Here is a 21567-nt window from a genome sequence, read left to right on the forward strand (position 1 = left end):
AAAGCTTTCTCGGCCCGCGGGGATCCAACGAAATTATATTTGACGCAGGTACCCTGTATTCTCGGACATTAGGATGATGTCGAAGCCTCGCTTGCACAGGCGCTTGCACACCGGCTCGCAGTTCACTGCCGCAATCACTATGTGGCCGTGTTCAGCGGTGATCGAGCGATCAACCACAGCCATATCACCATCGAATATTCCAGCGCCTTCCATGCTGTGGCCTTCGATGCGCACCAGGTAGATATGGGGTGCTCGAATATCCAGAAGCTCGTCGATGGAAATATGTTGTTCAAGGTGATCCGCAGCCGGCGACGGAAATCCCGCAGGGACTTTGAACGAGTAAAACGGGAGCTGGACTCCCCCTGCTGCCAACGGGCCGAGGATGGTGACGCTCATGAAGGGTGCCTTAACCTAAACTGTATATGCATACAGTTAACGTCAAAGCTTGCTAGCGGTCACTCTTGGGGGAGGAAAATTGCGACCGAAGGATTCACGGGAGCAAAATCTGCAGGTAGGTCAGGAGGCCATGATGATTGAACCCTGACCACTTTTCGCTATACCGTCGACATTGCTGCAAGTCGCTTCTTCGCGTAAGCGGCTAGGTGTTCTTCAGGATGCCTTTGTCTTTTGTTTCAAGGTGAAGTCAGCGCTGCAATTGGTTGGATGAGCACACCAGTGCGGAGACTAGGAAAATGTCCAATAGATATGCTTGAAACGCGGATGGAAACTCAAGCCGTACTGGATCTGATCGGCCGGCTGGAAAATGGGGTACTTGCTTAAGGGTTCCCCTTATGATCGCGACTTAACGGGAGACAATACCATGCACAATCAAGAGAAAGCTCTATTGGAGCAGGCTCTGGCCGATGCCCAAAAGAAGCAACGGCGCGAGCAATGGCTGGCAGAGAACAGCGAAGCCGTAAATGCCTACAACGAAGAAGTGGAAACCCAAGGCGTGTTCAGCGACAACATACGAAGCTTCTGATGCCTCGGTTTCCACGAGTAGGATAACGAGATTGCGACAGCGGTCGTGCAGCGAAATCGAATGCAAGTCGCTTCTTCGCGTAAGCGGCTATCTCCAGGTTTTAAAGCTCGATAATCAGATCAGGAGCAAAGCCCGTATGCTGCCCTGGATAGCCGCGCGGATTTGAAATCCAAACGGCACCCACATTTGATGAATGTTTGCCTCTACGTGCGTGTGCCCATAGATCCAAAGATCGGCCTTCCCCAATAGATCCGACCAGTCGTTCGCATAGGCCGCTGCCAGGTGTCCTTCATGCGCATCAGACATAATAATCCGGTACTGGTGCGTGATGGGTGATTACCACGGTTTTACAGGCGAAAGCCGAATCTAACTCCTAGGCTAGCCAGCTGTAAGCCTTCTTTGATTTCGCTATCAGATCAGCAGGTCTCAAGCGCCTGTAGCTATCATCCGCCCTAATCACACGAAAATCGTTCAACCATTCAGCAGCCATCCGGATTGCAGCCTGGGCATATCCAGTCGATGTGTAATCCGTCCAACCCGTAGTCTGCAGAAACCGAACTTGATCCAAAAGCAGCGTCTGATTCTCCAGCATATGAACATTCGGCGCTGCCGCTTCCTTCATTTTTCGCAATGTGTGGTCGATGTGCCCACCGTAGTAGTCATGATTGCCGCACACGTAAACTACCGGGCATTGGAACACTTCGTTCGCCCATTTCACTCCTCGCGTTTTCAGATCTATGTCACCCGCGAGGATGACCACGTCCGCAATGCTCGGGACAGGATCAAATTTGGAAAATTCATCGTGCAGATCTGAATAGATTTGTAGCTTCATTGGATTACCCGACCGAGCAACGCCCGCCGCATTGTTAAACCGGTGTGAGCGGTCTGCCGTTTCATCTGGTCGATGGCTTGCATCCGATCACTTCATTTGGAGTCGTCAGAAGGTGACCAATGGATGTGCTCAAAGCATCGTACGCTCAGCCAACGCCCCCCTCCTAAACTCCCGGCCTGCCCACAAACTTCGCAAGTCGAGAGCGACCGCTCTTCTGCAGCGGCAACCGCCCCACGGCATGCCGTATCACCGCCAGAAAAATAGAAGCGCAACCCACCAAACTTTTCCTTCACTTGGAGCACCTTCACCTGAGGAACATCAGGCTGAGAAGCCAGGTGAATTTGCAAAGTGCGGCACAGTTCATCAATCAGATTTAACCATCCCGGCAAGCATGCAATCTCCCGAAGATGGGTATCGGAGAAAAGCTCTGGATAGCGCCCTCGTAAAATGGGCAATAGGTCATCCGTCATATGATTCCAATGCTCCATTTTCTGTATTTGAGGTCGCTGCTAGCGCCGGGGTAGCAGACAGGCTCGCGCGCCTCGTCGACGCACACAGACCAAGGACGACTTTTGATTCCCTAACCTGCAGCCTGCAATCGCCTTTTCGCGCCAGCGCCTAGCCTTTTCATATTTCAGTGATTGGTAGGTATGGCTGCACCTAGAGGCAGGGGGGTCTCAACAATATCAATCGACGTTGTCAGCTCATGCTGCATATGAGCAAAAACTGTATCGATGTTTGGATGAGCTCCCGAATTGAGCAAGACACTCACTACCTGCAGTAAATCTCGGCCCTGCGCGACTGGCATCTGAACATCGCAGTACACCATGTCGTAATCGTTGAAGGCCATCACCGATCACCTATTATGGGTTTCGAGGTTGATGCCAAGACTTCGTAGGGTAATGCAGGTAGCTAATGGGTGATATGCGATGGACAGCCAGGTTCACTCGCCGTGGATCGAAGGAAATTTTGGAAGCTAGGCCGCCCATGGCACTTTTTGAAGGACGCGATGACATACCGGGAATTCATTGTGGTTAGTACCCAGAAGCGCCCCTCTTTTCGCACAAAGCGGATTGTTGAGGTACGCATGAGATGGCCATCCGAAAACTGTCCCTCCAGGTCGCGTCTGATGTGCTCAAAAAAACTCCGTACGCCAACCCGGCCGAAAAGAACACGTCGCTCAAGTAAGCTGTGATCGGTGCTTCGTAGACGTGTTTTTGCGCTCGAATAATCCGTAGTAAGTGAAAATCTGTGAGCCGCTTGAAATGGAATTCAACGTTGGTTTCCTGCATTTTTTTGCCCCTGCTCGACTGTTCATGGCACAGCCATGGCTATGAAGATCAGTAGATCTTGCAGACGTCTTTTAGTGACGAAGGATCAAAATTATCGGCATGAACGTCCGTATAAATTTGTCCACCTGCGACCTCGATGACTGAGACCGCTACACCGAGTTGGTCATACCCAATGGCCAGGCTAACCAGCTTTTCCATCTTCCAGCTATCCCACCTATTCATCCATGCTGGAGTCATCACCTGAAGCTCGGTGACCACAGTGGACGAATCTCCTTGATTCAGGATCTCCTTCAAGCTTTTAACGTCACTCGTCATCTGAATAAACGACCACGTCCGACCTTCCTGGCTATGTTCTAAGCAAACGTGAAAACAATGCAGATCCAGTAATCGCCCAACCACGTGCCAGTTGCTATACCCCTCACCGAACATTCCAGGGATACCGGCAAGAGCGCTGTCGTGTGTCCGAAACATCTTTAAAACTCCGTAAATTTACTTCTTCTAAGATCAAAAAATGGACATGATCGTGCTGGAACTCGCGGTCTTCTCGTGTCCTGCCCCTGCGAGGACGTAGACGGTATTCCTGGTCTCAAAGAGAAAGCCCTCTTCAAAGGACGTGGCGAAGGTGGAACGTACCCAATCGCCGATGTCGAAGCGCCTCTGACTGTCAAAGCGTACGTTGCGGGCAAAAACAATTAGGGGCAGTTGGCCGGCTGCTTGGATTTTTGCGAACTCGTCTTCTGTGACGTCGACTTTGAAGATCGTCCAGTCCTCCACTAAGCAATACGGCTTGCCTGGATAGAGCGCTTGCACGAGCCCGATGAGAATCTCGTCTGAGTCCATGGGCCCTTGGCGAGGGGCTCCTGGGCCATTGAGAAGCTCGCTATCTGATGTTGGCTCGTTCACTGTGCATCCTCTTTGCTTTGGCAATACATATAAAATCTTCAGGCGAGCCCGCCCCTTACGAGCAGGAGCTTAGGAAGCCCTACAGCTCACTCCTTCCTAGGGCTCAGGCCCGGAGAGCGAAGGAGTAGATTAAGTGTCACCCACCCAGATTTATCACTCACTTAAATATATAGATTTGAGTGAGAAGTAGCAAACACGGCATACCGTTCGGTTTACAGAGGACGGATCGAATGTCATTACGGATGGCGTACGCAGCGGTGCTGCAATTCGTTAGAACACGCCGTGGGTTGCTGCAGCAGGACATCGCTGTACGGGTGACGCATTCACACGTCAGTCAACTTGAGGCCGCTAAAACGTCACCGACCTTGGAGGCCAATGAAGATCTGGCATCGGCACTCAACCTGAATCCCGTGACGCTGCTTACCCTAGTCCAGGCGTCATACGAGCAGAAATCAGCACGCGAAATACTGCAGATAGCCCTCGATGAATTGGAAGCGCTGTCATTGTTAGACGAACTGCTCCCTGCAGAGCCCAAGAAACTCAGACCACCAAGAACGATAAATGCGGAAAAAAAGCGAGAGGCTGTTCAGCGACTGAAGCACGAAGGATATACGCCAACGCAGGTAGCGCAAATGCTGGGGATTCCGAGACCGAGTGTGGGCCGCTACTGGCACAAATCAGACACAAAGTAGGCATCAGTTTGGCGGCCCTGCCTAAAGACCGTATGCCACTGAGTCTGATTTCCAGGTGTGATGCCCCAGTCGATTTTTTGAGAGACCGAGCTATGCTTCTTTCCGTGGAATGGCCCTCACCGACTTTGTTGCCAAAAATGCGGCAGTTAACAACTGTTCTGCCAGCCATTCTGCTTCACTGGTAGTGAAATTCCACCGAACCCAGCCAAAACTCAAATAAATGTACTGTCCTTCTAGCCCGATTTGCAGATCGTAATAGGGCTCCTCATCGTCCTCAAATTCTATAATGGGTTCAGGATCCAACAGAGTTCCGACAATGAGGAACTCTCTTCCTGTGCTCACAACTTGGAGCAAATCGGACTGCTCTGGCGATCCAAACGTTTCATTGCGCTGAATGAGAGTGCGCCAAAACTCGAGACTCGTTTGATGGTTTGACTTATCCGACTCACTTTCACCATGACCATTGGTGTTGATGATTGCCTCTATTAAACCCAACCCCACATCATATGCCTGAAGAGATGTAAAACTGACGTTGAAATCGTGCAGCCGTACCCGTACCAGCTGCGACGCAGTGAGTTTGACAGTCGTACGAAAATCTTCATTCGTTCCTGGGAACATGAACGTTTCAAATAACTTGAAGGTGAGGCTGGATTTCAAACGTTTACTGCCGCTCATAGCATTCTCGAAAAGTTGGCTCATGAAAGCTTAAACGGATCAAATTCGAGAAACCTTTAGCAGATTTCAGAATATTTTTATCAAATAGCTAAGGCTGAGTGGATAACACCAAACGCATCGAGGTTTCGGCTCCCCTTGTCAGTTATTAGGAACAGATCAACGAGTGCATGTCAGACGCACCGCGACTAGCCGCCCGCATGTAATCGGCACCCACGGCCAGATCTTTATACATAAGGAGGCAAACGGTGCACTGACTCAGCCTCACAGTCACTGCTGACACTCATGCCCTCCCCATCAAACCTTGCCGGAACGAAGGACAAGGAATTCGCTAGCCACGCGCAATGGCCAATAGCTATTCTTTCACGATCTTACCGCAGGGAACGCCCATGAAGCTTAATCCGCTACACGTCAAGATCGCTGGTTTGCTTGAGGGCAGACTGTTCCGAATCCCCGAATATCAACGCGCCTACTCCTGGACATCCCGCCAGCGTAAGGACTTGTTTGGCGACATCGAGGAGGCGTTTCGATCTGGTCGAGAGCACTTCATGGCGACTCTGGTTGCCCTAGCCAAAGAGAAGGAGACCCGCTTAATCGGCGTTGACGAGTTTAAGACTGTTGAGCTGGTGGACGGCCAGCAGCGCGTAACGACGCTGATCATTTTGATGAAGGCGATTGAAAAGGCATTAGACAACGATGATGCAGCGCAAGCGAAGGTTCGCCGTGAACTAGGAGAGTTGCTTGTAAAAGGTGACGACCACTCTCTGATTCTGCTCCAGACCAACCATGATGCGAGTCAGGTTTTTACCAACTACATCCGCAAAGGGTTGGTGGAGGAAGGCTTTGCAAAAACCGCTGCGGATCAGAACTTGGTTGAGGCCGCCCGTGATTGCGAGCTCTTTGTGAGCAAATGGTTAGCGCGAGGATCTACGATCTTTGAGCTGCTGGTGACCATTAGGAACAAGCTAACTATCATCTACCATGAGATTTCGGACGAGGCGACTGTATACCGGGTCTTCGAGGTTCTTAACAGCCGTGGTCTAGACGTTAAATGGATCGACAAGCTCAAAAGCCAGCTGATGGCGTTGTTATTTGAGCACGTTGAAGGCGGAACCCGCGATGAGGCGGTTAGTGAAATGCAGGATATCTGGCGAGGTATCTACCGGTCGCTGGAGACCAGCACACGTATTGGAGACGAAGCACTCCGATTTGCAGGAGCATGGGCCTCTGACGCTCGACCAAATCGGATTCCCAGTGAAGCAGACTCGACTGCACTGCTTACCTCAAAGGCGGGCACCCAGTTGAGAACAATTGCAGAGGTTGGTCATGAACTCGACGCAGTCGTGCAAGCGAACCTGCGCTTGTTTCGAGATCCGCGCCTACGGGCTGTGACGCGTATTGTGCACGCTCGATTTGTTGCGGCAGCGATCCTCCTGCGGAAGTTCGACAAGAAGACAGAGCAAGAGCTACTGGGTAAATGGGAGCGCGCTACTTTCAGGATCTACGAGCTGGCAAGCCGGGATAGCCGTCACAAGGTTGGGGAGTACATTCGTCTTGGTTATGAAATCTATCGGAATAACCTGGATAAGGATCAGATCCTTAGTGGGATCCAGAAAATCTCCAAGGGATATTCGATTGACGAGGTTTTAAAAAACATCGATTGGATAAGCAGCTACGAGGGTTGGCAAAATCAACTGCGCTATGTGCTTAACCGTTATGACGAGCACTTGGCAAAACTTGCCGGACAAAAGCTCAACGAAAGCCAATGGAGCAAGATCTGGGAGCAAGATCCCGCGAGCTCTATAGAGCACATAGCAGCTCAAAGCAGCGGCGTTGATTGGGCTCATCACTTGGGCAATCTGACTATGCTCCCGCCAGGTATCAACTCATCGCTCAAAGCGAAGCCTCCAATTGAAAAGTTTGAGGTTTATCGTAACTGCGGTCTCATTGCCACAATCCAGGTTGGCCAACAGATTCATGACGCTGAATCATGGACTGAAGAAATGGTTCTAGCTCGAGCACAGAGCATCGAAGACTTCATCAGACTGGAATGGGCCGACTGATTCGAGGCATGAGTGATTCACAACCCTGGACGCTGGAGGGAGACGCTAGTGTCCCCAAAACGGCGCATTAGCCCTATTTTGAAGCTTAATGCGCCAATTACGGAACATTGTAGCGAGCGCTTCTTAGAGCTCTGCTACGTCCAACACTCGGTTTTCTGAGGAAGGTGAGCCGGGAGGGAGTGCGCCTGGTCAGCTCCGGCAGACTAAGTTGAGGCGTTACCAGAGATAATGGTGATGCCTTTGACGATAAGTACCGCCGCCATGCCTACGAAGGCGCCTACTAGGCAGTGGATACCTAGAGTTGCGACGGTTTCCCACGCACCTGCCTCTTCGACCAGTCTCTCAGCAAAATGCTGCATCGGCTCAATGCCTTCTGTGATAAACGCTCCACCGACCAAAAACATTGCGACAGTTCCTATCCAGGACAGTGCTTTCATAAGCTTTGGCGCAGCTGACAGCAGCCATCCTCCGACAGTTCTCACCACAGAACCCCATGTACCGGTAGCTTTAGATTTCTGGAGGATAAGGCCTGCATCATCCAGGCGTACGATCCCAGCGACCAAGCCGTAAACGCCCACCGTCATGACCACAGCAATCAACGCTAGCGTTAAAACCTGCTGGAGCATTGGTGCATCAGTAACGATATTTAGGGTGATGACGATGATCTCGGCGCTCAGGATAAAATCCGTGCGTACCGCCCCAGCAATCTTCTTCTTTTCATAAGCCGCGAGCTCTTCAGGTGTCTTAGGCTTCGTTTTCTTTGGCTGCTCTGTGCCATCGTCTCGACTCGCCGTGAGCTTGTCCTTGATAGCCTCAAAGCCTTCATAACAGAGATATGCTCCCCCAATCATGAGCAGCCAGTGAACCGCCGCAGGCAGCAGTGCGTTCAACACCAACGCACAAGGCACCAGGATTGCTTTGTTTCTCAACGACCCCTTGAATACAGCCCATACCACCGGCAGCTCTCGGTCTGCTTTCATGCCGGTAACCTGCTCAGCATTCACAGCAAGGTCGTCGCTCAGGACACTAGCCGATTTCTTTGCAGCGACTTTGCTCATGAGCGAGATGTCGTCTAGTAGTGTGGCGATGTCATCTAATAGTGCGAACAGGCTGCTGCCGGCCATCTAAGGCTCCTTCCGGTATTTTGCTCCCCGGCCACTTCAGGCATTCCGGGGCCAATTCTTTCCATACGCTCTCCGTAGGCTCAGAGATGCATCTCGTCATGTGACACGGAAAGCACCTCTACTAGACAATTGACTTACCAACACGTTCATCCATGGATGCAGTGAATATTCACGCCCTTGACCGCGCAACGAGATGATTCACTTCATTCCCGTGTCTGGAACATTTGACCTGTAAGCCGCGAGAAACGATGTACGGGTGGGTTAACCCGAAACAGCGGTATCAACAGGTGCGATAGTAGATCTCACCTTATCTATCTCTGCCAAGATGACCGAGCTCAGCTTGTGCGGCGACGGATCAAAACTTAACAGCTTCTGCCTGGCACTTGAAATATCAAGATCGCTATTAGGAATTAACTTCTGAAGTTCGGAAGCAGCAATTCGAGAGAGACCCAACTCCAAAAACGCGCGCCCGGTATTTGTGCTAACTCCAAGCTCCAAGGCCAACGCAAAATCAAAAATCTCGGGCACCTTGTGCGTGAGACCATTATCATTGAAGATATGTATCAAAATATCGTTATAAGCCTTACCCATCTGTACTAATTGAAAACGAACGACATCTTCTATGGTATCAAACGCCTTTTTGATCACCTTACTCGGATCGGCCTCGGCTATATGTTTAACCCTATAATTAGAATCAGCCATGAGATTAAGTTTTTCTTGATTACGTTTCTTCGTGATACGAAGCTTTTCGGATCTGATCTCGTAACTCAAAATAAAGGGATAGGGTTTGCCTTCCATCCATTTCACTGCAATACGGGCAACGTAGCCCCCAAAATTTTTATCGAAACCTTTTATATACCTGAACAATATATTAAAAATTTCTTGGTAGTGACTGAAGGCCGCTCTACCTAGATCTGAGGGGCTTTTAGGTACCACGCTATCTAAGGTTCCATCGTTGAGGCGCTCAACGAGGTGAGCCATCAACCTGTCCAGTGCGAACAAATCTAATGTCCAGTTTCCTTCTATTACATGCTGAGGCAGCAGTAGCTCTTCAGAGGCCCTATTAGCCGCCTCTTGGATATCCCGGAATTCAAAATAATCTAACGCCGGGGCGACTCGGATCAGATAATCCGTAACGTCGCCCTGGCGAGCTTTATTCACGAGCATGCCGGCTGATGCAGTTGCATTCCGAGAACGCTCATCCCCTGGCCTGGAATCAAGCTTCCCTTTATTTAACACCGTCAGGACATCCGTAGCATTCTCAGTGACAAACTCAGAAAGCGCGGATCGAATGGTGAATTTGTAGAACGTATCCATGGGCTGCGTACTCCAGGCGTCGTAATCGATGAGGAATACGTTCCCGACTATGTCTTTACCCATGCGCCCTGCTCGACCGGCAAAATTCCAAAGCAGGGCAGGATCCAGCATTACCTTTTCTCCCCGTCCCCTGGCCGGGGTATTTATAAAAACATTGCGAGCAGGAAGGTTGATACCCTGAAACAGGGTTGTAGTGCACACCAGGAATTTTATGATACCGGCACGAAATGCTGCCTCAATCGCTTCACGAAGTAGGGAAGGCATTTGTCCATAGTGGAAGGCGACTCCCTTCTTAACCATCCCGATCAAGTGATACTCATGGTGTATATGATCTTTAATGAACTCCACCAGCTCATTAGCTCCAGCATCTGCCACATCATCTAAACCTAGAGCAATTGAACCGGCGAGGCTTGCCGCCTCGGTAGGCGTCTTTGCATAGACCAGGGATGCACCGCCGCTCCCCAATTCCAATGCGACAGCTGCAAGCTTGCTTTCAACCAAGTCAAGACCGACTTTGCAGGGCATAGTGCCAATAAGAGAGTATCCATGGGCATTGAGCAGCTTGAATTCCAGCTGATTGAGGGCCGGAGTTTTAGATACCACGATGCGGTTTTGCAGCACAGGTGAGACAGTGGTGCTGACTTCCGGAATTCCAGGCATACCTAGGCTTTCCAGTGCATTCGCAAAACCTTGTGCGCCGGGTGCGAGCATCACCACGTGGGTTTTATGATCTCGTGCATAGCATTGCTCAATACAGTCCTGCAGTATCATCCCCCGGGCGCCATCTGACAAGTTTTGAGCCTCGTCAACAACCACAAAGTTTATCGGAGATGAGGTTATCGAAAGAAGAACTTTAAATCGCTCCTGAGTCAGCACAAAAATTTGTCGAGGCACGCCCTCAAAAGTGGGGATATCTGTGACGCGGATAGTCACGTCACTTGCAAGACGCTCCTTTATTTTCAAATGGACTTCGGACAACAGTGCTCGCGTCGGTGCGATGTAGACAAATACAAAATGTGGAAGCGCCAGCGCATCTCTACACAAGTGTTCGATTACCAGGAATGACTTTCCAGCGGACGTAGGTGCCGATATCGCTAAAGAGCGCCCCTCCTGAAGAGAGTCCCACACCTTACGCTGATAATCGGTGAGAGTAATCGACGACCCTGCCACCTCAACAGTATTCAGCTGCTCAACAATATTCCTCTGAATCATCCCTAGCAATGTTGAAGGCTTTGTAGAGTGCCGCTTCTCCGCATAAGTCAAACTCGGAAAATTTCCGATCTCTGTCAATATCGTTGCGCATCTTTCAAGAACGCTCGATTCCTGCGAGATCAACATTGCATTAAAAGCAATCGTTTGAGCCAGACTTATATGCAACTCGGAACCAGATTGTGCAAACACTGATGCGCAATACAGCATTTTCCCGATCGCATTCTGATCGGGTATTCCATGCGGCTGCACGACCGAGCAAGGCAGCGCACTGGCAGCACCGCAAGCCTGGAGGTGACCTAGCGCACGTCTGAATTTTTCATTCTGGACAAACCGTGAGGATAGCTCCGCCGCGAAAGTGCTCATAGCGCGCCCCCCTCGATGACGGAAGGCGGAGTAAGAGGAACATCTGATTCCAAGCCCGTAAGGCCTATCGAGTCGTAAAACATCTCTCTCAGCTCGTCGACATCGGGAACCGCTATCAAATAAACCATGCATTTATTCGGATCAACTTTCTTAACACCCAGCTGATTGCCCAGATTGGTATGGTGTCTGTTGAAATCGCTCCTATAGAGTTCACCGAAATGATCCTCATGCTTGGATATTGAACCTTCATCGACTTCAAGCTTGTTCGCAAAATGCTTGACCTCTGAGTAACACACTACTCCCACAGATCGCTCACGCCTGGGGGCATTTGGATTACTGAATACATCGAGATAGTCCATCATCAAATTTTTATCAGCTGGGTCGAGCGCATCAAGATTCCCCAGGCTAGTAACCAGCCCGTACTCATGCTCATATTGCCCATCGTCTTTGAGGAAGCCTGAGACAGATTCCGCGTAATCAGCTGTGCCGCTGGCGGCAGTACCTGCAAGCTTCGACTCTAGGAAAAATACATTTAATTCACCGTTGATCACCGAGGCGTGGATACCATCGAGGCCATAGACCGGCATGTTATTGCTGGTTTTCAAGGCCATCTTGGCGATCAGCTGAGACGCCTGTAGATGGTGAACGGCGACGCAGTAAGCCAGCACCTCCCCCACTTCGCTAGCCCTAGAGGGGTGAGCCTTTCGAAACTCGATGAATGCATTCCTTACAGCCCGACTGAGCTCTTGCGCAGCTGAAACATCCCCGTTTTCTGCAGAAGCTATCCGGGCCTGGTACGCATCTCGACGCCGCCGGCTCAACGCATAGTTCGCTGCTTGGTTACCAAGGAAATCGGCAAACGCCCTGATACTGGGAATATCTTCTTTGAATCGGACATGCAGTAGCGCGACTCGTGGAGCCTTATATGGAGGTACGGTAGCTATGTCCACCGTACACTTCACGAAACGATCCAGAGGTGATTTATCCAACAGCTTCTGGATGACACTACTGAGCGACGGGGCACTATCTGCAGATGATGACACTGATCCGATCCCTGGTTTGGCCTAAGGCATAGGCTGACACTGTTCACTACGCTTCCGCGAACACAGAAATTGATCATGACTCGAAAAGCGCCAAATGGCCATCACCCTAAAGAATCGCGCCGCCCCCCCCCTACCATGGGACATGACTTTAAATGTGTGTCGTTTTGATTATCAGGGCACACGGCGGGGCCAGCATCTAGCACAAGCATTCTTCTCTACCTGATCAATATCAAGTGCAGGAGCAGGAGCAGAAGCAGAAGCAGAAGCAGAAGCAGAAGCAGGTCAAAGCCTAAGTGCTTTGACACCAAAGAGGGATGTGTCTAGAAAAATGAGGCTGTAACAACAGCACCCACTACCAGGTAGGAGGTATGCAGGTTTACTCCCCATCGACAAGACCGGCATCTCTTTTCAATGTGGCTGAGGCGCAAGGAGTTTGACACCGGGCGTGACACCGAGTTTAGACACAGTGCACGTGGAGAAATCACATTGAAAGCTATCTAATCAGAAAAATATCTAAATAAAATCAATATCTTAAGTCGACAACCAATAAAGTGGATTGACACTTTTTGACCCCATAAAAGCATTGTCTACAAAATGACCGCCGAGTAGATCGTGTCACGCACCAACGTAGGCGAGGCTTCGTTGCTCATCATGATCGCCAGAATCACCACTTCCACCAGCACGGCGGCCAGCGTCAGGATCATGGTCCCGTAGGGATCGCCGACTTTTTCCGCGAGCAACTCGGCGTGATGCGCGACTCGCATGGAAGCGACGACGATGAATGCGATCAGCACCAGGCCACCGATCAGCGCTACCGCCTGGCCACTGTTGAGCAGCCAGTGTTCCAGTGGATAAGCGACAAATGCGGCAATCAGGGCCAGCAGCAGAAACTTTTCTTGCTTGAGGAGTGTGAACATTGCGGGCCTTTTACCGAATGAAGCGCAGTTGATGTGATGAGCTACTGACTACGGTGCGGCGCTAACGTTTCGTTACACCTTAGCGCACCAGCGGATGGCGCAGGTTCGGTCACGTGCACCGGGTTGGTCCTGGTGAATCAAAAGATCGCAGCCTTCGGCGGCTCCTGCAGAACAATGCAGACCATGCAGGAGCTGCCGAAGGCTGCGATCTTTTGATTTTGTTGTCCTGTTGGTCAGCAATTTGCATTGCCCACTGCCAACCTCACAACAACATGGAGTTTCAATTCATGCACAACCGCCCGTTGAAGAAACTGCTTTGCGCCGTCGCCGCAGCCATCGGTTTGAGCGCCAGCCTGACCGCCACGGCCGCCGAACCGCTGAAAGTCGGTTTCGTCTACATCGGCCCGATCGGTGACCACGGCTGGACGTATCAGCATGAACAGGGACGTAAGGCACTGGCCGAAAAATTCGGCGACCAGATCACCACCAACTATGTGGAAAACGTCCCCGAAGGCGCCGACGCCGAACGGGTGATCCGCAACATGGCCAAGGACAAATACGACCTGATCTTCAGCACGTCCTTCGGCTACATGAACCCGACCCTGAAGGTGGCAAAGCAATTTCCCAAAGTGACCTTCGAACATGCCACGGGCTACAAGCAGGACAAGAACCTCGGCACGTACCTGGCGCGCACTTATGAGGGGCGCTATGTCGGCGGCTTCCTCGCGGCCAAAATGACCAAGAGCAAAAAAATCGGCTACGTCGCGTCCTTCCCGATCCCGGAAGTGATCCGCGACATCAACGCCATCCAGCTGGCACTGAACAAGTACAACCCCGGCACCGAGATCAAGGTGGTGTGGGTCAACTCCTGGTTTGATCCGGGCAAGGAAGCCGACGCCGCCAATGCGCTGATCGATCAGGGCGTGGACGTGGTGTTCCAGCACACCGACAGCCCGGCACCCATCCAGGCTGCCGAACGTCGCGGCGTGTATGCCGTCGGCTACGCTTCGGACATGGCACATTTCGGTCCCAAAGCCGTGCTGACTTCTATCGTCAACGACTGGGCCCCGCACTACATCCAGGCGACGCAGAGCGTGCTGGATCACTCGTGGAAGTCCCAGGATTACTGGGGCGGCCTGAAGGAAGGTACTGTTGAACTGCCAATCAGCGACCTGGTGCCCGCGCCGGTGAAAGCCCAGGCCGAGCAGATCATTGCAGATATCAAGAGCGGCGCGTTCCACCCGTTTACCGGGCCGATCAAGGACCAGGCCGGTGCCGAGAAAATCCCGGCGGGCGTGACGGCGACCAATGCCGAACTGGCCTCGATGAATTACTACGTGGAAGGCATGAAGGCTGACATACCGAAGTAACTCGCCTGGGTTGAACCACTGGCCTTCCTGTGGGAGCGAGCCTGCTCGCGATGGCGCCACTGCATTCAACACCCATGCTGAATGCCCTGGCCTCATCGCGAACAGGCTCGTTCCCACGATATTTCTCCGATGTTCCACACACGGCGCACTCTCAGGACAATCGCATGAACAGCCTTCCCATCATCGACATCGCCCCCCTCTACAGCGACAACCCGGCTGCCTGGCAATCAGTCGCCATGGAAATCGACCGTGCCTGCCGCGAATGGGGCTTTTTCTATATCAAGGGTCACCCGATCAGTTCGGCGCGCATCGAAGAAGTACTCGCCCAGGCCAAGGATTTCTTCGCCCAGCCCAGCGCGACAAAATTGCAGATCGACATCACCCAGACCCGCCACCACCGGGGTTATGGCGCGATAGCCACGGAACAACTCGACCCGTCGAAACCCAGCGACCTGAAAGAAACCTTCGACATGGGCCTGCACTTGCCAGCCGACCACCCCGAAGTGCTGGCCGAAAAACCGCTGCGAGGTCCCAATCGCCACCCGTCGATACCCGGCTGGGAAGCCCTGATGGAGCAGCATTACCTCGACATGCAAGCCCTTGCCCAGACCTTGCTGAGGGCCATGACCCTGGCGCTGGACATCGATTCCGATTTCTTCGACTCGCGCTTCAGCGAGCCCGTCAGCGTGCTGCGCATGATTCATTATCCGCCCCGCCATACCGCCAGCTCGGAAGAACAACAAGGTGCCGGCGCCCATACCGATTACGGCTGCATCACCCTGCTGTACCAGGATGCCGCCGGCGGCCTGCAGGTGCGTAACGTCAAGGGCGAGTGGATCGACGCTCCACCCATCGAAGGTACCTTCGTGGTCAACCTCGGCGACATGATGGCGCGCTGGAGCAACGACCGTTATCTGTCGACGCCCCACCGGGTGATCAGCCCGCTGGGCGTGGACCGTTACTCGATGCCGTTCTTCGCCGAACCACACCCCGACACCCGGATTGAATGCCTGCCCGGCTGCCAGGACGAGCACCATCCGGCGAAGTACCCGGCCACCACCTGCGCCGAGTTTCTGCTCTCGCGATTCGCCGACACCTATGCCTATCGCCGCGAGCCCCAGGCAGGGTGATGAACCACCTGGTCAGGTTTTACCAATTGTGGCGGCGAGCATCTGTAGAATGCTCGTCATCTGCACCTGATGAGAAAAGAATATGTACGACTGGCTGAACGCCCTGCCCAAGGCAGAACTGCACCTGCACCTCGAGGGTTCGCTGGAGCCCGAGCTGCTGTTCGCCCTGGCCGAACGCAACAAGATCGCCCTGCCGTGGAGCGATGTGGAAACCCTGCGCAAGGCGTACGCCTTCAACAATCTGCAAGAGTTTCTGGACCTGTATTACCAGGGCGCTGACGTGTTGCGCACCTCCCAGGATTTCTACGACCTGACCTGGGCTTACCTCTTGCGCTGCAAGGCGCAGAACGTGATTCACACCGAACCGTTCTTCGATCCGCAAACCCACACCGATCGTGGCATTCCTTTTGAAGTGGTGCTCAATGGCATCGCCGCCGCGTTGAAAGATGGCGAGCAGCAACTGGGCATCACCAGTGGCTTGATCCTGAGTTTCCTGCGCCACCTGAGCGAAGATGAGGCGCAGAAAACCCTGGATCAAGCCCTGCCGTTTCGCGATGCGTTTGTCGCGGTAGGCCTGGACAGCTCGGAGATGGGTCACCCGCCGAGCAAGTTTCAACGAGTGTTCGACCGGGCTCGCCACGAAGGTTTCCTGACCGTCGCCCACGCGGGTGAGGAAGGTCCGCCGGAGTACATCTGGGAAGCCATCGACCTGCTGAAAATCCAGCGCATCGACCATGGCGTGCGCGCCATCGAAGACGAGCGGCTGATGCAGCGAATCATTGACGAGCAGATTCCGCTGACCGTCTGCCCGCTGTCCAACACCAAGCTTTGCGTGTTCGATCACATGTCCCAGCACAACATCCTGGACATGCTGGAGCGCGGAGTGAAGGTCACGGTGAACTCCGATGACCCGGCGTACTTCGGCGGCTATGTGACGGAGAACTTCCATGCCCTGCACACCCATTTGGGCATGACCCAGGATCAGGCCAGGCGGCTGGCGCAGAACAGCCTGGATGCGCGGCTGGTCAAGCCGTAACACCCGGCACCGCCATCGCGGGCAAGCCTTGCTCCCACCGGTGTTCATACCTGTGGGAACAGGGTTTGTGATTGCATGAACAGCGGCCCCCAAGCTTCGGGGGATAGCTGCTGGAGGACATTTCTCTCTATTCGGGCGATTAGTGCCTTGCCTCAGATAAACCGGGAAATTGCCTGCTCAATTGCGCGCATCGACTGGCGAGCATTTCCCGTAAAAGGTTCACAGGCTTACTCAATTGTGCGCGATGAGCGCACAACAAATTCAGAGAAGCGCGCTCGCCCGTCAGTTCCGGCATGAGGATCTTCAAGCGGCCAGCCAGGACATCTGCAGCAACATCCAGCCAGGATTTATAGGCAATGCCTGCCCCCGCCACGGCCCACAAACGCACCACGTCGGCATCGTCACTGAAGCGATCACCGCTGACTGTCAGGCCGACTTCGCGTTTGCCGTCCTGGAAACTCCAATGGTCGTGAACACGGCTGCCAAGCATGTACAGCAGGCAATTGTGCTGGGCCAGTTGCTCGAGATGCCGCGGCTCGCCATGGCGGGCCAGGTAGCTCGGCGCTGCACACAGCACGCGGCGGTTATGCGGGGCAATGGGCAGCGCCACCAGGCTTGAGTCCTCCGGTTCACCGTAGCGCAAGGCGATATCCACCGGCTGGCGGAACAGGTCGGCAATGCGGTCCCCCAGCAGCAGGCGCACCGTGAGCTTGGGGTGCTCGCGCTGAAAATCGTCCAGCCAGGGCAGCAATACATTGCGGCCGAAGTCCGATGGTGCCGACAGCTGCAACACTCCGCTGACCTGATCCTGCCCACTGGCCAGCAGGCGGCGCCCTTCTTCTATATTGCTCAACGCCGCGCGGGCGTATTCGAGGAAACCTTCGCCCTCGGCGGTCAGGCGCAGGCTGCGGGTTGAACGGGCCAGCAGACGCGCGCCGAGCTGGTGTTCGATGCGCTTCAACGCCGCGCTGGCCACGGCGGCTGACATGTCCATGCCCCGGGCGGCCGCCGACAGGCTCCCCAGGTCGGCAGCCCGGACGAATAATTGCAGGTCATCAAAACGCAGCATGTGCGGCCTATTATCAAAAAAATATTGAAAGAGACTGCTCTTTTAGCGGGTTTTATCTTCGGTAGAAATAGCTAATCATCTGCCCATCGAAATCATCCCGACTCCTGGAGTGCTCCATGAAAGCCATTGCCTACTACGCGTCCCTGCCGATCAGCGACAACAACGCCCTGCAAGACATCGAGCTGCCGGACCCCGTCGCCGGCCCGCGAGACCTGTTGGTCGAAGTCAAAGCGATTTCGGTCAACCCGGTGGACACCAAGGTCCGGCAGAACGTCCAGCCACAAGACGGCGAGGCAAAGGTCCTGGGTTGGGACGTGGCGGGCGTGGTCAAGGCGGTCGGCAGCGAAGTGACACTGTTCAAGGCCGGCGACAAGGTGTTCTACGCCGGCTCCATCGCCCGTGCGGGCGGCAACAGCGAAATGCACGTGGTCGATGAGCGCATCGTCGGCCACATGCCGAAAACCCTGGGCTTTGCCGAAGCTGCGGCCCTGCCACTGACCGCGATCACCGCATGGGAACTGCTGTTCGAGCGCCTGCAAGTGCGCGAAGGCCAAGCCGCGGAGGGCCAGAGCCTGTTGATCGTTGGCGCGGCCGGGGGCGTCGGTTCGATCCTCACCCAACTGGCCAGCCAGTTGACCGGCCTTCAGGTCATAGGCACTGCGTCGCGTCCGCAAACCCAAGCCTGGGTACGTGAGCTGGGCGCAGACCTGGTGATCGATCACAGCCAGCCGCTCAGCGAAGCACTCAAGCGCGCGGGCGTGGAACAGGTGACCCACGTTGCCAGCCTGACCCAGACTGACCAGCATCTGGATCAACTGGTCGAGGCCTTGGCGCCGCAAGGAAAACTGGCGCTGATCGACGATCCGAAGGCACTGGACATCACCAAACTCAAGCGCAAGAGCCTGTCGCTGCACTGGGAGTTCATGTACACCCGCTCGCTGTTCGAAACCGCCGACATGATCGAACAACACACACTGTTGAACCGCGTGGCCGAGCTGATCGACGCCGGGACGCTGAAAACCACGGTGGGCGAACACTTCGGCACCATCAACGCGGCGAACCTGCGACGCGCCCATGAGTTGCTGGAGAGCGGCAAGGCCAAAGGCAAGATTGTCCTGGAAGGCTTCTAGAACAGAGGTGACGGTGTCGTGCGCACAGGGCCGACACCGTCAGTCAGAGAGTTGACCTTTGTCACAATTACGCGCTGGATCGGGACTACAATCGAGGCCTCTGCAAGGCAAATCTTTTACTTATAGGAGGTCAGCAATGAAGATCCTGATAAAAGAAGTGGCCCGTTCCCAGTGGCAGGTCCGCCTGGACCAACATGCCGTGACATTCCGCAGCGAAGCCGAAGCGCGCGCCTTTACCCGAACCCTGGAAGCGCGGCTGCAGGCGCCTCACCGTTTTCCCGACCAGCAGCGCGCTGCTGGCTGAGCACGCCCTCAAACCTGGGCCTGCACCAGCGCCCGGGTATTCTGCAAACGTCGGGTGAGCATTGCGACGCTCACCACCAAAGCCCCGCACAGGCTGATGACCATGGCCATCGGCATGGCCGTGCCGTCGTACAAAATCCCCACCAGTGACGCAGCCCCGGCGGCGACGCTGAATTGCAGGCAACCAAGCAGTGCCGACGCACTGCCGGCACGGGCGCCTTGGCCGTTCATCGCGCAGGCTGACGCGTTGGGCAGGATGCACCCCAGGCTGGCGATACAGATGAACAACGGAATCAGCAGCGGCCACAGTTTCTCGGTGTGCAGCGCACTCACGGCGAGCAGCGCCAGGCCTGCCGCCAGGTAAACCCATACCGCACGAGCCAGCAGGAATGCCGGCCCACGCTTGGCCAGCAACCGGGCGTTGACTTGGGCCACCAGAATGAAACCTGCCGCATTGGTGCCGAACAACCAGCCAAAATGCTCGGCCGGCACGCCATACAGCTTGATGAACACAAAAGGCGAGCCGGCGATGTAGGCAAACATCCCGGCGATGGCGATACCGCCCGTCAGGGCGTGACCCAGGAATACCCGGTCCGCGAGCAACCGGCCGTACTGCCGCAACGAGCCAGACAATGGTTGGCGCGGCATGTCGGCCGGCATGCTTTCCGGCAACCCCATCGCCACGGCTACCGCCGCCAGCGCACTGAAGCCGGTCAGCACCAGGAAGATCGACTGCCAGCCTGTGGTATTGACCAGCAACCCGCCCAGCATTGGCGCAAGGATAGGTGCCAGCCCCATCACCAGCATCAGCTGGGAAAAGACCTTGGCCGAGCCCACCGCATCGCATTTATCGCTGACGATTGCCCGCGAGATCACCATCCCTGCGCAACCGCCCAGCGCCTGGACGAAGCGCGCGCCGATCAGCCAGTCGAGGTTCGGCGCAAAGGCGCAGGCCAGTGAAGCGACCGTGAACAACACCACGCCGGTGAGCAATGGCACCCGCCGGCCGAAGCGATCGGCAATCGGCCCGTAGACCAATTGACCGATCGACAGCCCCAGAAAATAGGCCGCCAGCGTCACTTGAACGTGTTGCTCGTCGGTGCCGAAAGCCAGCGCCATTGCGGGAAAAGCCGGCAGGTAAAAATCAATTGCCAGCGGCGCAAATGCACTGAGGGCGCCGAGGATTAAAATGGTACGAAAGTTCATCAGGCATCCAGTTGGACAAAAGTCAGCAGCCCAACAGTCTAGCCGGGGATGGACGCCTTGAACATTCCGATAGGTCGCTAACTAATAAAGACTTCAGGCGAGCTTTGCTTCATATCCTTCTTCAGTGATGGCGGCGAGCACCTCTTCAGCCGACAGGCTGCTCTCGACGCCAACTTCCCTGGCGCCCAGATCGACTCGCACGCTGGCGGCCGGGTCCCTGGCTTGAAGCGCCTGGGTAATGGCTTTTACGCAATGGCCGCAGGACATGCCTTGAACAGTGAACACTTGCATGGGATGACTCCTGTTGATGGGGTTGACACCAGTCTCGAGCTTGCCACCATGGCAAGGTCAAGTTCTGAAGTGAACGGCCGGGCTGGCAATCGCCGTCGAGCTCGGCCAAGCTGCGAGTATCAATGACTTCAACATCAGGAGATTCAGCCATGCGCTGGTCAGCTCTCAGCCTGTTTGGCTTCCTTGGCCTCTTCGCGGCCCTGCCTTCGGCCAACGCTGCCGGGGAGGACTACGGGGTGCTGATCATTTCCCGCGAGCGCCTGGAAGTGTCGACCAATTGCGAAATTGGCGTGTACCTGCAAGACCAGCTGTCCGCTCGGCTGTTCCAGGAGCAAAGCACGTCATTCAACTTGCCGCCGGGCAATGTCTCCCTGCGCCTGAAACTGCTGCCGGGCCAGGCCCCGGGGTGCAATCCGGGGATGCTCGCGCCGGGTTCGCAAACCATCACGCTCAAGGCCGGGGATGTGTTGAAATTCCGGATTGCGATGTCGCAGGAAGGGATGTACCTCAAGCCTGCGGCGTTGAACTACTGAGCGCCACAGATCGGATCAAGGTGATATTGGCGCTTGACCTTGCCCGCATGGCAAGGTTGATCCTGTAGGCATCCACTACAGGGAGCT

The 21567-nt window shown here is 54.4% G+C and carries 23 protein-coding genes and 1 pseudogene; 10 read left to right on the forward strand and 14 right to left on the reverse strand.

Going from position 1 to position 21567, the window contains the following annotated elements; all coding sequences use genetic code 11:
• Positions 1 to 33: 33 nt before the first annotated feature.
• A complete protein-coding gene (locus HYI44_RS27845; protein WP_225571066.1) occupies positions 34 to 396 on the reverse strand; it encodes a LexA family protein in 363 nt (120 codons plus the stop codon).
• 231 nt (positions 397 to 627) lie between these two features.
• Between HYI44_RS27845 and HYI44_RS27850 the strand changes: the two genes are divergently transcribed.
• Together HYI44_RS27850 and HYI44_RS27855 are read left to right on the forward strand one after the other, a co-directional pair.
• Positions 628 to 780, forward strand: coding sequence for an antitoxin Xre/MbcA/ParS toxin-binding domain-containing protein (locus HYI44_RS27850; protein ID WP_225571067.1), 153 nt, complete (start codon positions 628 to 630; stop codon positions 778 to 780).
• Between the two features lie 40 nt (positions 781 to 820).
• Complete coding sequence (locus HYI44_RS27855) at positions 821 to 982, forward strand: type II toxin-antitoxin system CcdA family antitoxin (protein WP_225571068.1); 162 nt, start codon at positions 821 to 823, stop codon at positions 980 to 982.
• 373 nt (positions 983 to 1355) lie between these two features.
• Here HYI44_RS27855 and HYI44_RS29475 read toward each other — a convergent pair whose 3' ends face one another.
• The 5 genes from HYI44_RS29475 to HYI44_RS27880 form a co-directional block, all read right to left on the reverse strand.
• Positions 1356 to 1814, reverse strand: coding sequence for a metallophosphoesterase family protein (locus tag HYI44_RS29475; RefSeq protein ID WP_318653953.1), 459 nt, complete (start codon positions 1812 to 1814; stop codon positions 1356 to 1358).
• A 92-nt stretch (positions 1815 to 1906) separates the two neighbouring features.
• Positions 1907 to 2284 (reverse strand): hypothetical protein, encoded by a 378-nt coding sequence (locus tag HYI44_RS27865; protein WP_225571069.1) that lies wholly within the window; start codon positions 2282 to 2284, stop codon positions 1907 to 1909.
• A gap of 164 nt (positions 2285 to 2448) precedes the next feature.
• A complete protein-coding gene (locus HYI44_RS27870) occupies positions 2449 to 2664 on the reverse strand; it encodes a hypothetical protein (protein ID WP_225571070.1) in 216 nt (71 codons plus the stop codon).
• A gap of 490 nt (positions 2665 to 3154) precedes the next feature.
• Positions 3155 to 3577: a hypothetical protein gene (locus tag HYI44_RS27875; RefSeq protein ID WP_225571071.1), complete on the reverse strand. Its 423-nt coding sequence runs from the start codon at positions 3575 to 3577 to the stop codon at positions 3155 to 3157.
• A 33-nt stretch (positions 3578 to 3610) separates the two neighbouring features.
• On the reverse strand, positions 3611 to 4009 hold the full coding sequence (locus HYI44_RS27880; protein WP_225571072.1) for a DUF6957 family protein: 399 nt from the start codon (positions 4007 to 4009) through the stop codon (positions 3611 to 3613).
• 230 nt (positions 4010 to 4239) lie between these two features.
• Here HYI44_RS27880 and HYI44_RS27885 point away from each other — a divergent pair, with 230 nt between their 5' ends.
• Complete coding sequence (locus HYI44_RS27885; protein WP_225571073.1) at positions 4240 to 4701, forward strand: transcriptional regulator; 462 nt, start codon at positions 4240 to 4242, stop codon at positions 4699 to 4701.
• A gap of 90 nt (positions 4702 to 4791) precedes the next feature.
• Here the strand turns inward: HYI44_RS27885 and HYI44_RS27890 are convergent, their stop codons facing one another.
• Entirely contained in the window at positions 4792 to 5376 is a 585-nt protein-coding gene (locus HYI44_RS27890; protein WP_225571074.1) for a hypothetical protein, read from the reverse strand.
• A gap of 386 nt (positions 5377 to 5762) precedes the next feature.
• Here HYI44_RS27890 and HYI44_RS27895 point away from each other — a divergent pair, with 386 nt between their 5' ends.
• Positions 5763 to 7436 (forward strand): DUF262 domain-containing protein, encoded by a 1674-nt coding sequence (locus tag HYI44_RS27895; protein WP_225571075.1) that lies wholly within the window; start codon positions 5763 to 5765, stop codon positions 7434 to 7436.
• A 203-nt stretch (positions 7437 to 7639) separates the two neighbouring features.
• On the opposite strand, the gene HYI44_RS27900 is transcribed toward HYI44_RS27895, so the two are convergent.
• The 4 genes and pseudogenes from HYI44_RS27900 to HYI44_RS27915 form a co-directional block, all read right to left on the reverse strand.
• On the reverse strand, positions 7640 to 8560 hold the full coding sequence (locus HYI44_RS27900) for a DUF808 domain-containing protein (RefSeq protein ID WP_205891951.1): 921 nt from the start codon (positions 8558 to 8560) through the stop codon (positions 7640 to 7642).
• Between the two features lie 261 nt (positions 8561 to 8821).
• Positions 8822 to 11452: a DEAD/DEAH box helicase gene (locus HYI44_RS27905; protein WP_225571076.1), complete on the reverse strand. Its 2631-nt coding sequence runs from the start codon at positions 11450 to 11452 to the stop codon at positions 8822 to 8824.
• Positions 11449 to 12495, reverse strand: a complete 1047-nt coding sequence (locus tag HYI44_RS27910; protein WP_225571077.1) for a DUF1837 domain-containing protein — start codon at positions 12493 to 12495, stop codon at positions 11449 to 11451. Before HYI44_RS27910 ends, HYI44_RS27905 begins: the two co-directional genes overlap by 4 nt.
• Before the next feature lie 590 nt (positions 12496 to 13085).
• Positions 13086 to 13412 (reverse strand): annotated as a pseudogene (locus tag HYI44_RS27915) (calcium:proton antiporter); the annotation flags it as partial.
• A 287-nt stretch (positions 13413 to 13699) separates the two neighbouring features.
• Here HYI44_RS27915 and HYI44_RS27920 point away from each other — a divergent pair.
• The 3 genes from HYI44_RS27920 to HYI44_RS27930 all read left to right on the forward strand — a co-directional run bounded on the left by HYI44_RS27920 (position 13700) and on the right by HYI44_RS27930 (position 16948).
• Positions 13700 to 14782: a BMP family ABC transporter substrate-binding protein gene (locus HYI44_RS27920; RefSeq protein WP_045058184.1), complete on the forward strand. Its 1083-nt coding sequence runs from the start codon at positions 13700 to 13702 to the stop codon at positions 14780 to 14782.
• A gap of 164 nt (positions 14783 to 14946) precedes the next feature.
• Complete coding sequence (locus HYI44_RS27925; protein ID WP_225571078.1) at positions 14947 to 15912, forward strand: 2-oxoglutarate and iron-dependent oxygenase domain-containing protein; 966 nt, start codon at positions 14947 to 14949, stop codon at positions 15910 to 15912.
• Between the two features lie 82 nt (positions 15913 to 15994).
• The gene (locus HYI44_RS27930; protein WP_122841655.1) at positions 15995 to 16948 is read left to right on the forward strand and encodes an adenosine deaminase; all 954 of its coding nucleotides are present in this window, start codon (positions 15995 to 15997) and stop codon (positions 16946 to 16948) included.
• 139 nt (positions 16949 to 17087) lie between these two features.
• Here the strand turns inward: HYI44_RS27930 and HYI44_RS27935 are convergent, their stop codons facing one another.
• Positions 17088 to 18017: a LysR family transcriptional regulator gene (locus HYI44_RS27935; protein ID WP_225571079.1), complete on the reverse strand. Its 930-nt coding sequence runs from the start codon at positions 18015 to 18017 to the stop codon at positions 17088 to 17090.
• 116 nt (positions 18018 to 18133) lie between these two features.
• Here HYI44_RS27935 and HYI44_RS27940 point away from each other — a divergent pair, with 116 nt between their 5' ends.
• A complete protein-coding gene (locus tag HYI44_RS27940; protein ID WP_122841653.1) occupies positions 18134 to 19147 on the forward strand; it encodes a zinc-binding alcohol dehydrogenase family protein in 1014 nt (337 codons plus the stop codon).
• A gap of 136 nt (positions 19148 to 19283) precedes the next feature.
• Complete coding sequence (locus tag HYI44_RS27945) at positions 19284 to 19451, forward strand: hypothetical protein (protein WP_163019560.1); 168 nt, start codon at positions 19284 to 19286, stop codon at positions 19449 to 19451.
• Between the two features lie 8 nt (positions 19452 to 19459).
• Here the strand turns inward: HYI44_RS27945 and HYI44_RS27950 are convergent, their stop codons facing one another.
• Both HYI44_RS27950 and HYI44_RS27955 read right to left on the reverse strand, forming a co-directional pair.
• The gene (locus HYI44_RS27950) at positions 19460 to 20656 is read right to left on the reverse strand and encodes a multidrug effflux MFS transporter (protein ID WP_122841652.1); all 1197 of its coding nucleotides are present in this window, start codon (positions 20654 to 20656) and stop codon (positions 19460 to 19462) included.
• A 93-nt stretch (positions 20657 to 20749) separates the two neighbouring features.
• Positions 20750 to 20947: a heavy-metal-associated domain-containing protein gene (locus tag HYI44_RS27955; protein WP_122841651.1), complete on the reverse strand. Its 198-nt coding sequence runs from the start codon at positions 20945 to 20947 to the stop codon at positions 20750 to 20752.
• Positions 20948 to 21096: 149 nt separating this feature from the next.
• On the opposite strand from HYI44_RS27955, the gene HYI44_RS27960 reads away from it, so the two are divergent.
• Entirely contained in the window at positions 21097 to 21480 is a 384-nt protein-coding gene (locus HYI44_RS27960; RefSeq protein ID WP_045058177.1) for a hypothetical protein, read from the forward strand.
• Positions 21481 to 21567 lie beyond the last annotated feature (87 nt).

It is taken from the genome of Pseudomonas sp. Y24-6 (genome assembly GCF_020295325.1).
In the GTDB taxonomy this organism is placed as follows: domain Bacteria; phylum Pseudomonadota; class Gammaproteobacteria; order Pseudomonadales; family Pseudomonadaceae; genus Aquipseudomonas; species Aquipseudomonas gregormendelii.

What these genes read in the sequence shown, in the direction of transcription:
- HYI44_RS27845 (WP_225571066.1), bottom strand. Translation starts at nt 396, where the DNA reads ATGAGCGTCACCATCCTCGGCCCGTTGGCAGCAGGGGGAGTCCAGCTC.
- HYI44_RS27855 (WP_225571068.1), top strand. Translation starts at nt 821, where the DNA reads ATGCACAATCAAGAGAAAGCTCTATTGGAGCAGGCTCTGGCCGATGCC.
- HYI44_RS29475 (WP_318653953.1), bottom strand. Translation starts at nt 1,814, where the DNA reads ATGAAGCTACAAATCTATTCAGATCTGCACGATGAATTTTCCAAATTT.
- HYI44_RS27865 (WP_225571069.1), bottom strand. Translation starts at nt 2,284, where the DNA reads ATGACGGATGACCTATTGCCCATTTTACGAGGGCGCTATCCAGAGCTT.
- HYI44_RS27870 (WP_225571070.1), bottom strand. Translation starts at nt 2,664, where the DNA reads ATGGCCTTCAACGATTACGACATGGTGTACTGCGATGTTCAGATGCCA.
- HYI44_RS27875 (WP_225571071.1), bottom strand. Translation starts at nt 3,577, where the DNA reads ATGTTTCGGACACACGACAGCGCTCTTGCCGGTATCCCTGGAATGTTC.
- HYI44_RS27885 (WP_225571073.1), top strand. Translation starts at nt 4,240, where the DNA reads ATGTCATTACGGATGGCGTACGCAGCGGTGCTGCAATTCGTTAGAACA.
- HYI44_RS27890 (WP_225571074.1), bottom strand. Translation starts at nt 5,376, where the DNA reads ATGAGCGGCAGTAAACGTTTGAAATCCAGCCTCACCTTCAAGTTATTT.
- HYI44_RS27895 (WP_225571075.1), top strand. Translation starts at nt 5,763, where the DNA reads ATGAAGCTTAATCCGCTACACGTCAAGATCGCTGGTTTGCTTGAGGGC.
- HYI44_RS27900 (WP_205891951.1), bottom strand. Translation starts at nt 8,560, where the DNA reads ATGGCCGGCAGCAGCCTGTTCGCACTATTAGATGACATCGCCACACTA.
- HYI44_RS27905 (WP_225571076.1), bottom strand. Translation starts at nt 11,452, where the DNA reads ATGAGCACTTTCGCGGCGGAGCTATCCTCACGGTTTGTCCAGAATGAA.
- HYI44_RS27920 (WP_045058184.1), top strand. Translation starts at nt 13,700, where the DNA reads ATGCACAACCGCCCGTTGAAGAAACTGCTTTGCGCCGTCGCCGCAGCC.
- HYI44_RS27925 (WP_225571078.1), top strand. Translation starts at nt 14,947, where the DNA reads ATGAACAGCCTTCCCATCATCGACATCGCCCCCCTCTACAGCGACAAC.
- HYI44_RS27930 (WP_122841655.1), top strand. Translation starts at nt 15,995, where the DNA reads ATGTACGACTGGCTGAACGCCCTGCCCAAGGCAGAACTGCACCTGCAC.
- HYI44_RS27935 (WP_225571079.1), bottom strand. Translation starts at nt 18,017, where the DNA reads ATGCTGCGTTTTGATGACCTGCAATTATTCGTCCGGGCTGCCGACCTG.
- HYI44_RS27940 (WP_122841653.1), top strand. Translation starts at nt 18,134, where the DNA reads ATGAAAGCCATTGCCTACTACGCGTCCCTGCCGATCAGCGACAACAAC.
- HYI44_RS27945 (WP_163019560.1), top strand. Translation starts at nt 19,284, where the DNA reads ATGAAGATCCTGATAAAAGAAGTGGCCCGTTCCCAGTGGCAGGTCCGC.
- HYI44_RS27950 (WP_122841652.1), bottom strand. Translation starts at nt 20,656, where the DNA reads ATGAACTTTCGTACCATTTTAATCCTCGGCGCCCTCAGTGCATTTGCG.
- HYI44_RS27955 (WP_122841651.1), bottom strand. Translation starts at nt 20,947, where the DNA reads ATGCAAGTGTTCACTGTTCAAGGCATGTCCTGCGGCCATTGCGTAAAA.
- HYI44_RS27960 (WP_045058177.1), top strand. Translation starts at nt 21,097, where the DNA reads ATGCGCTGGTCAGCTCTCAGCCTGTTTGGCTTCCTTGGCCTCTTCGCG.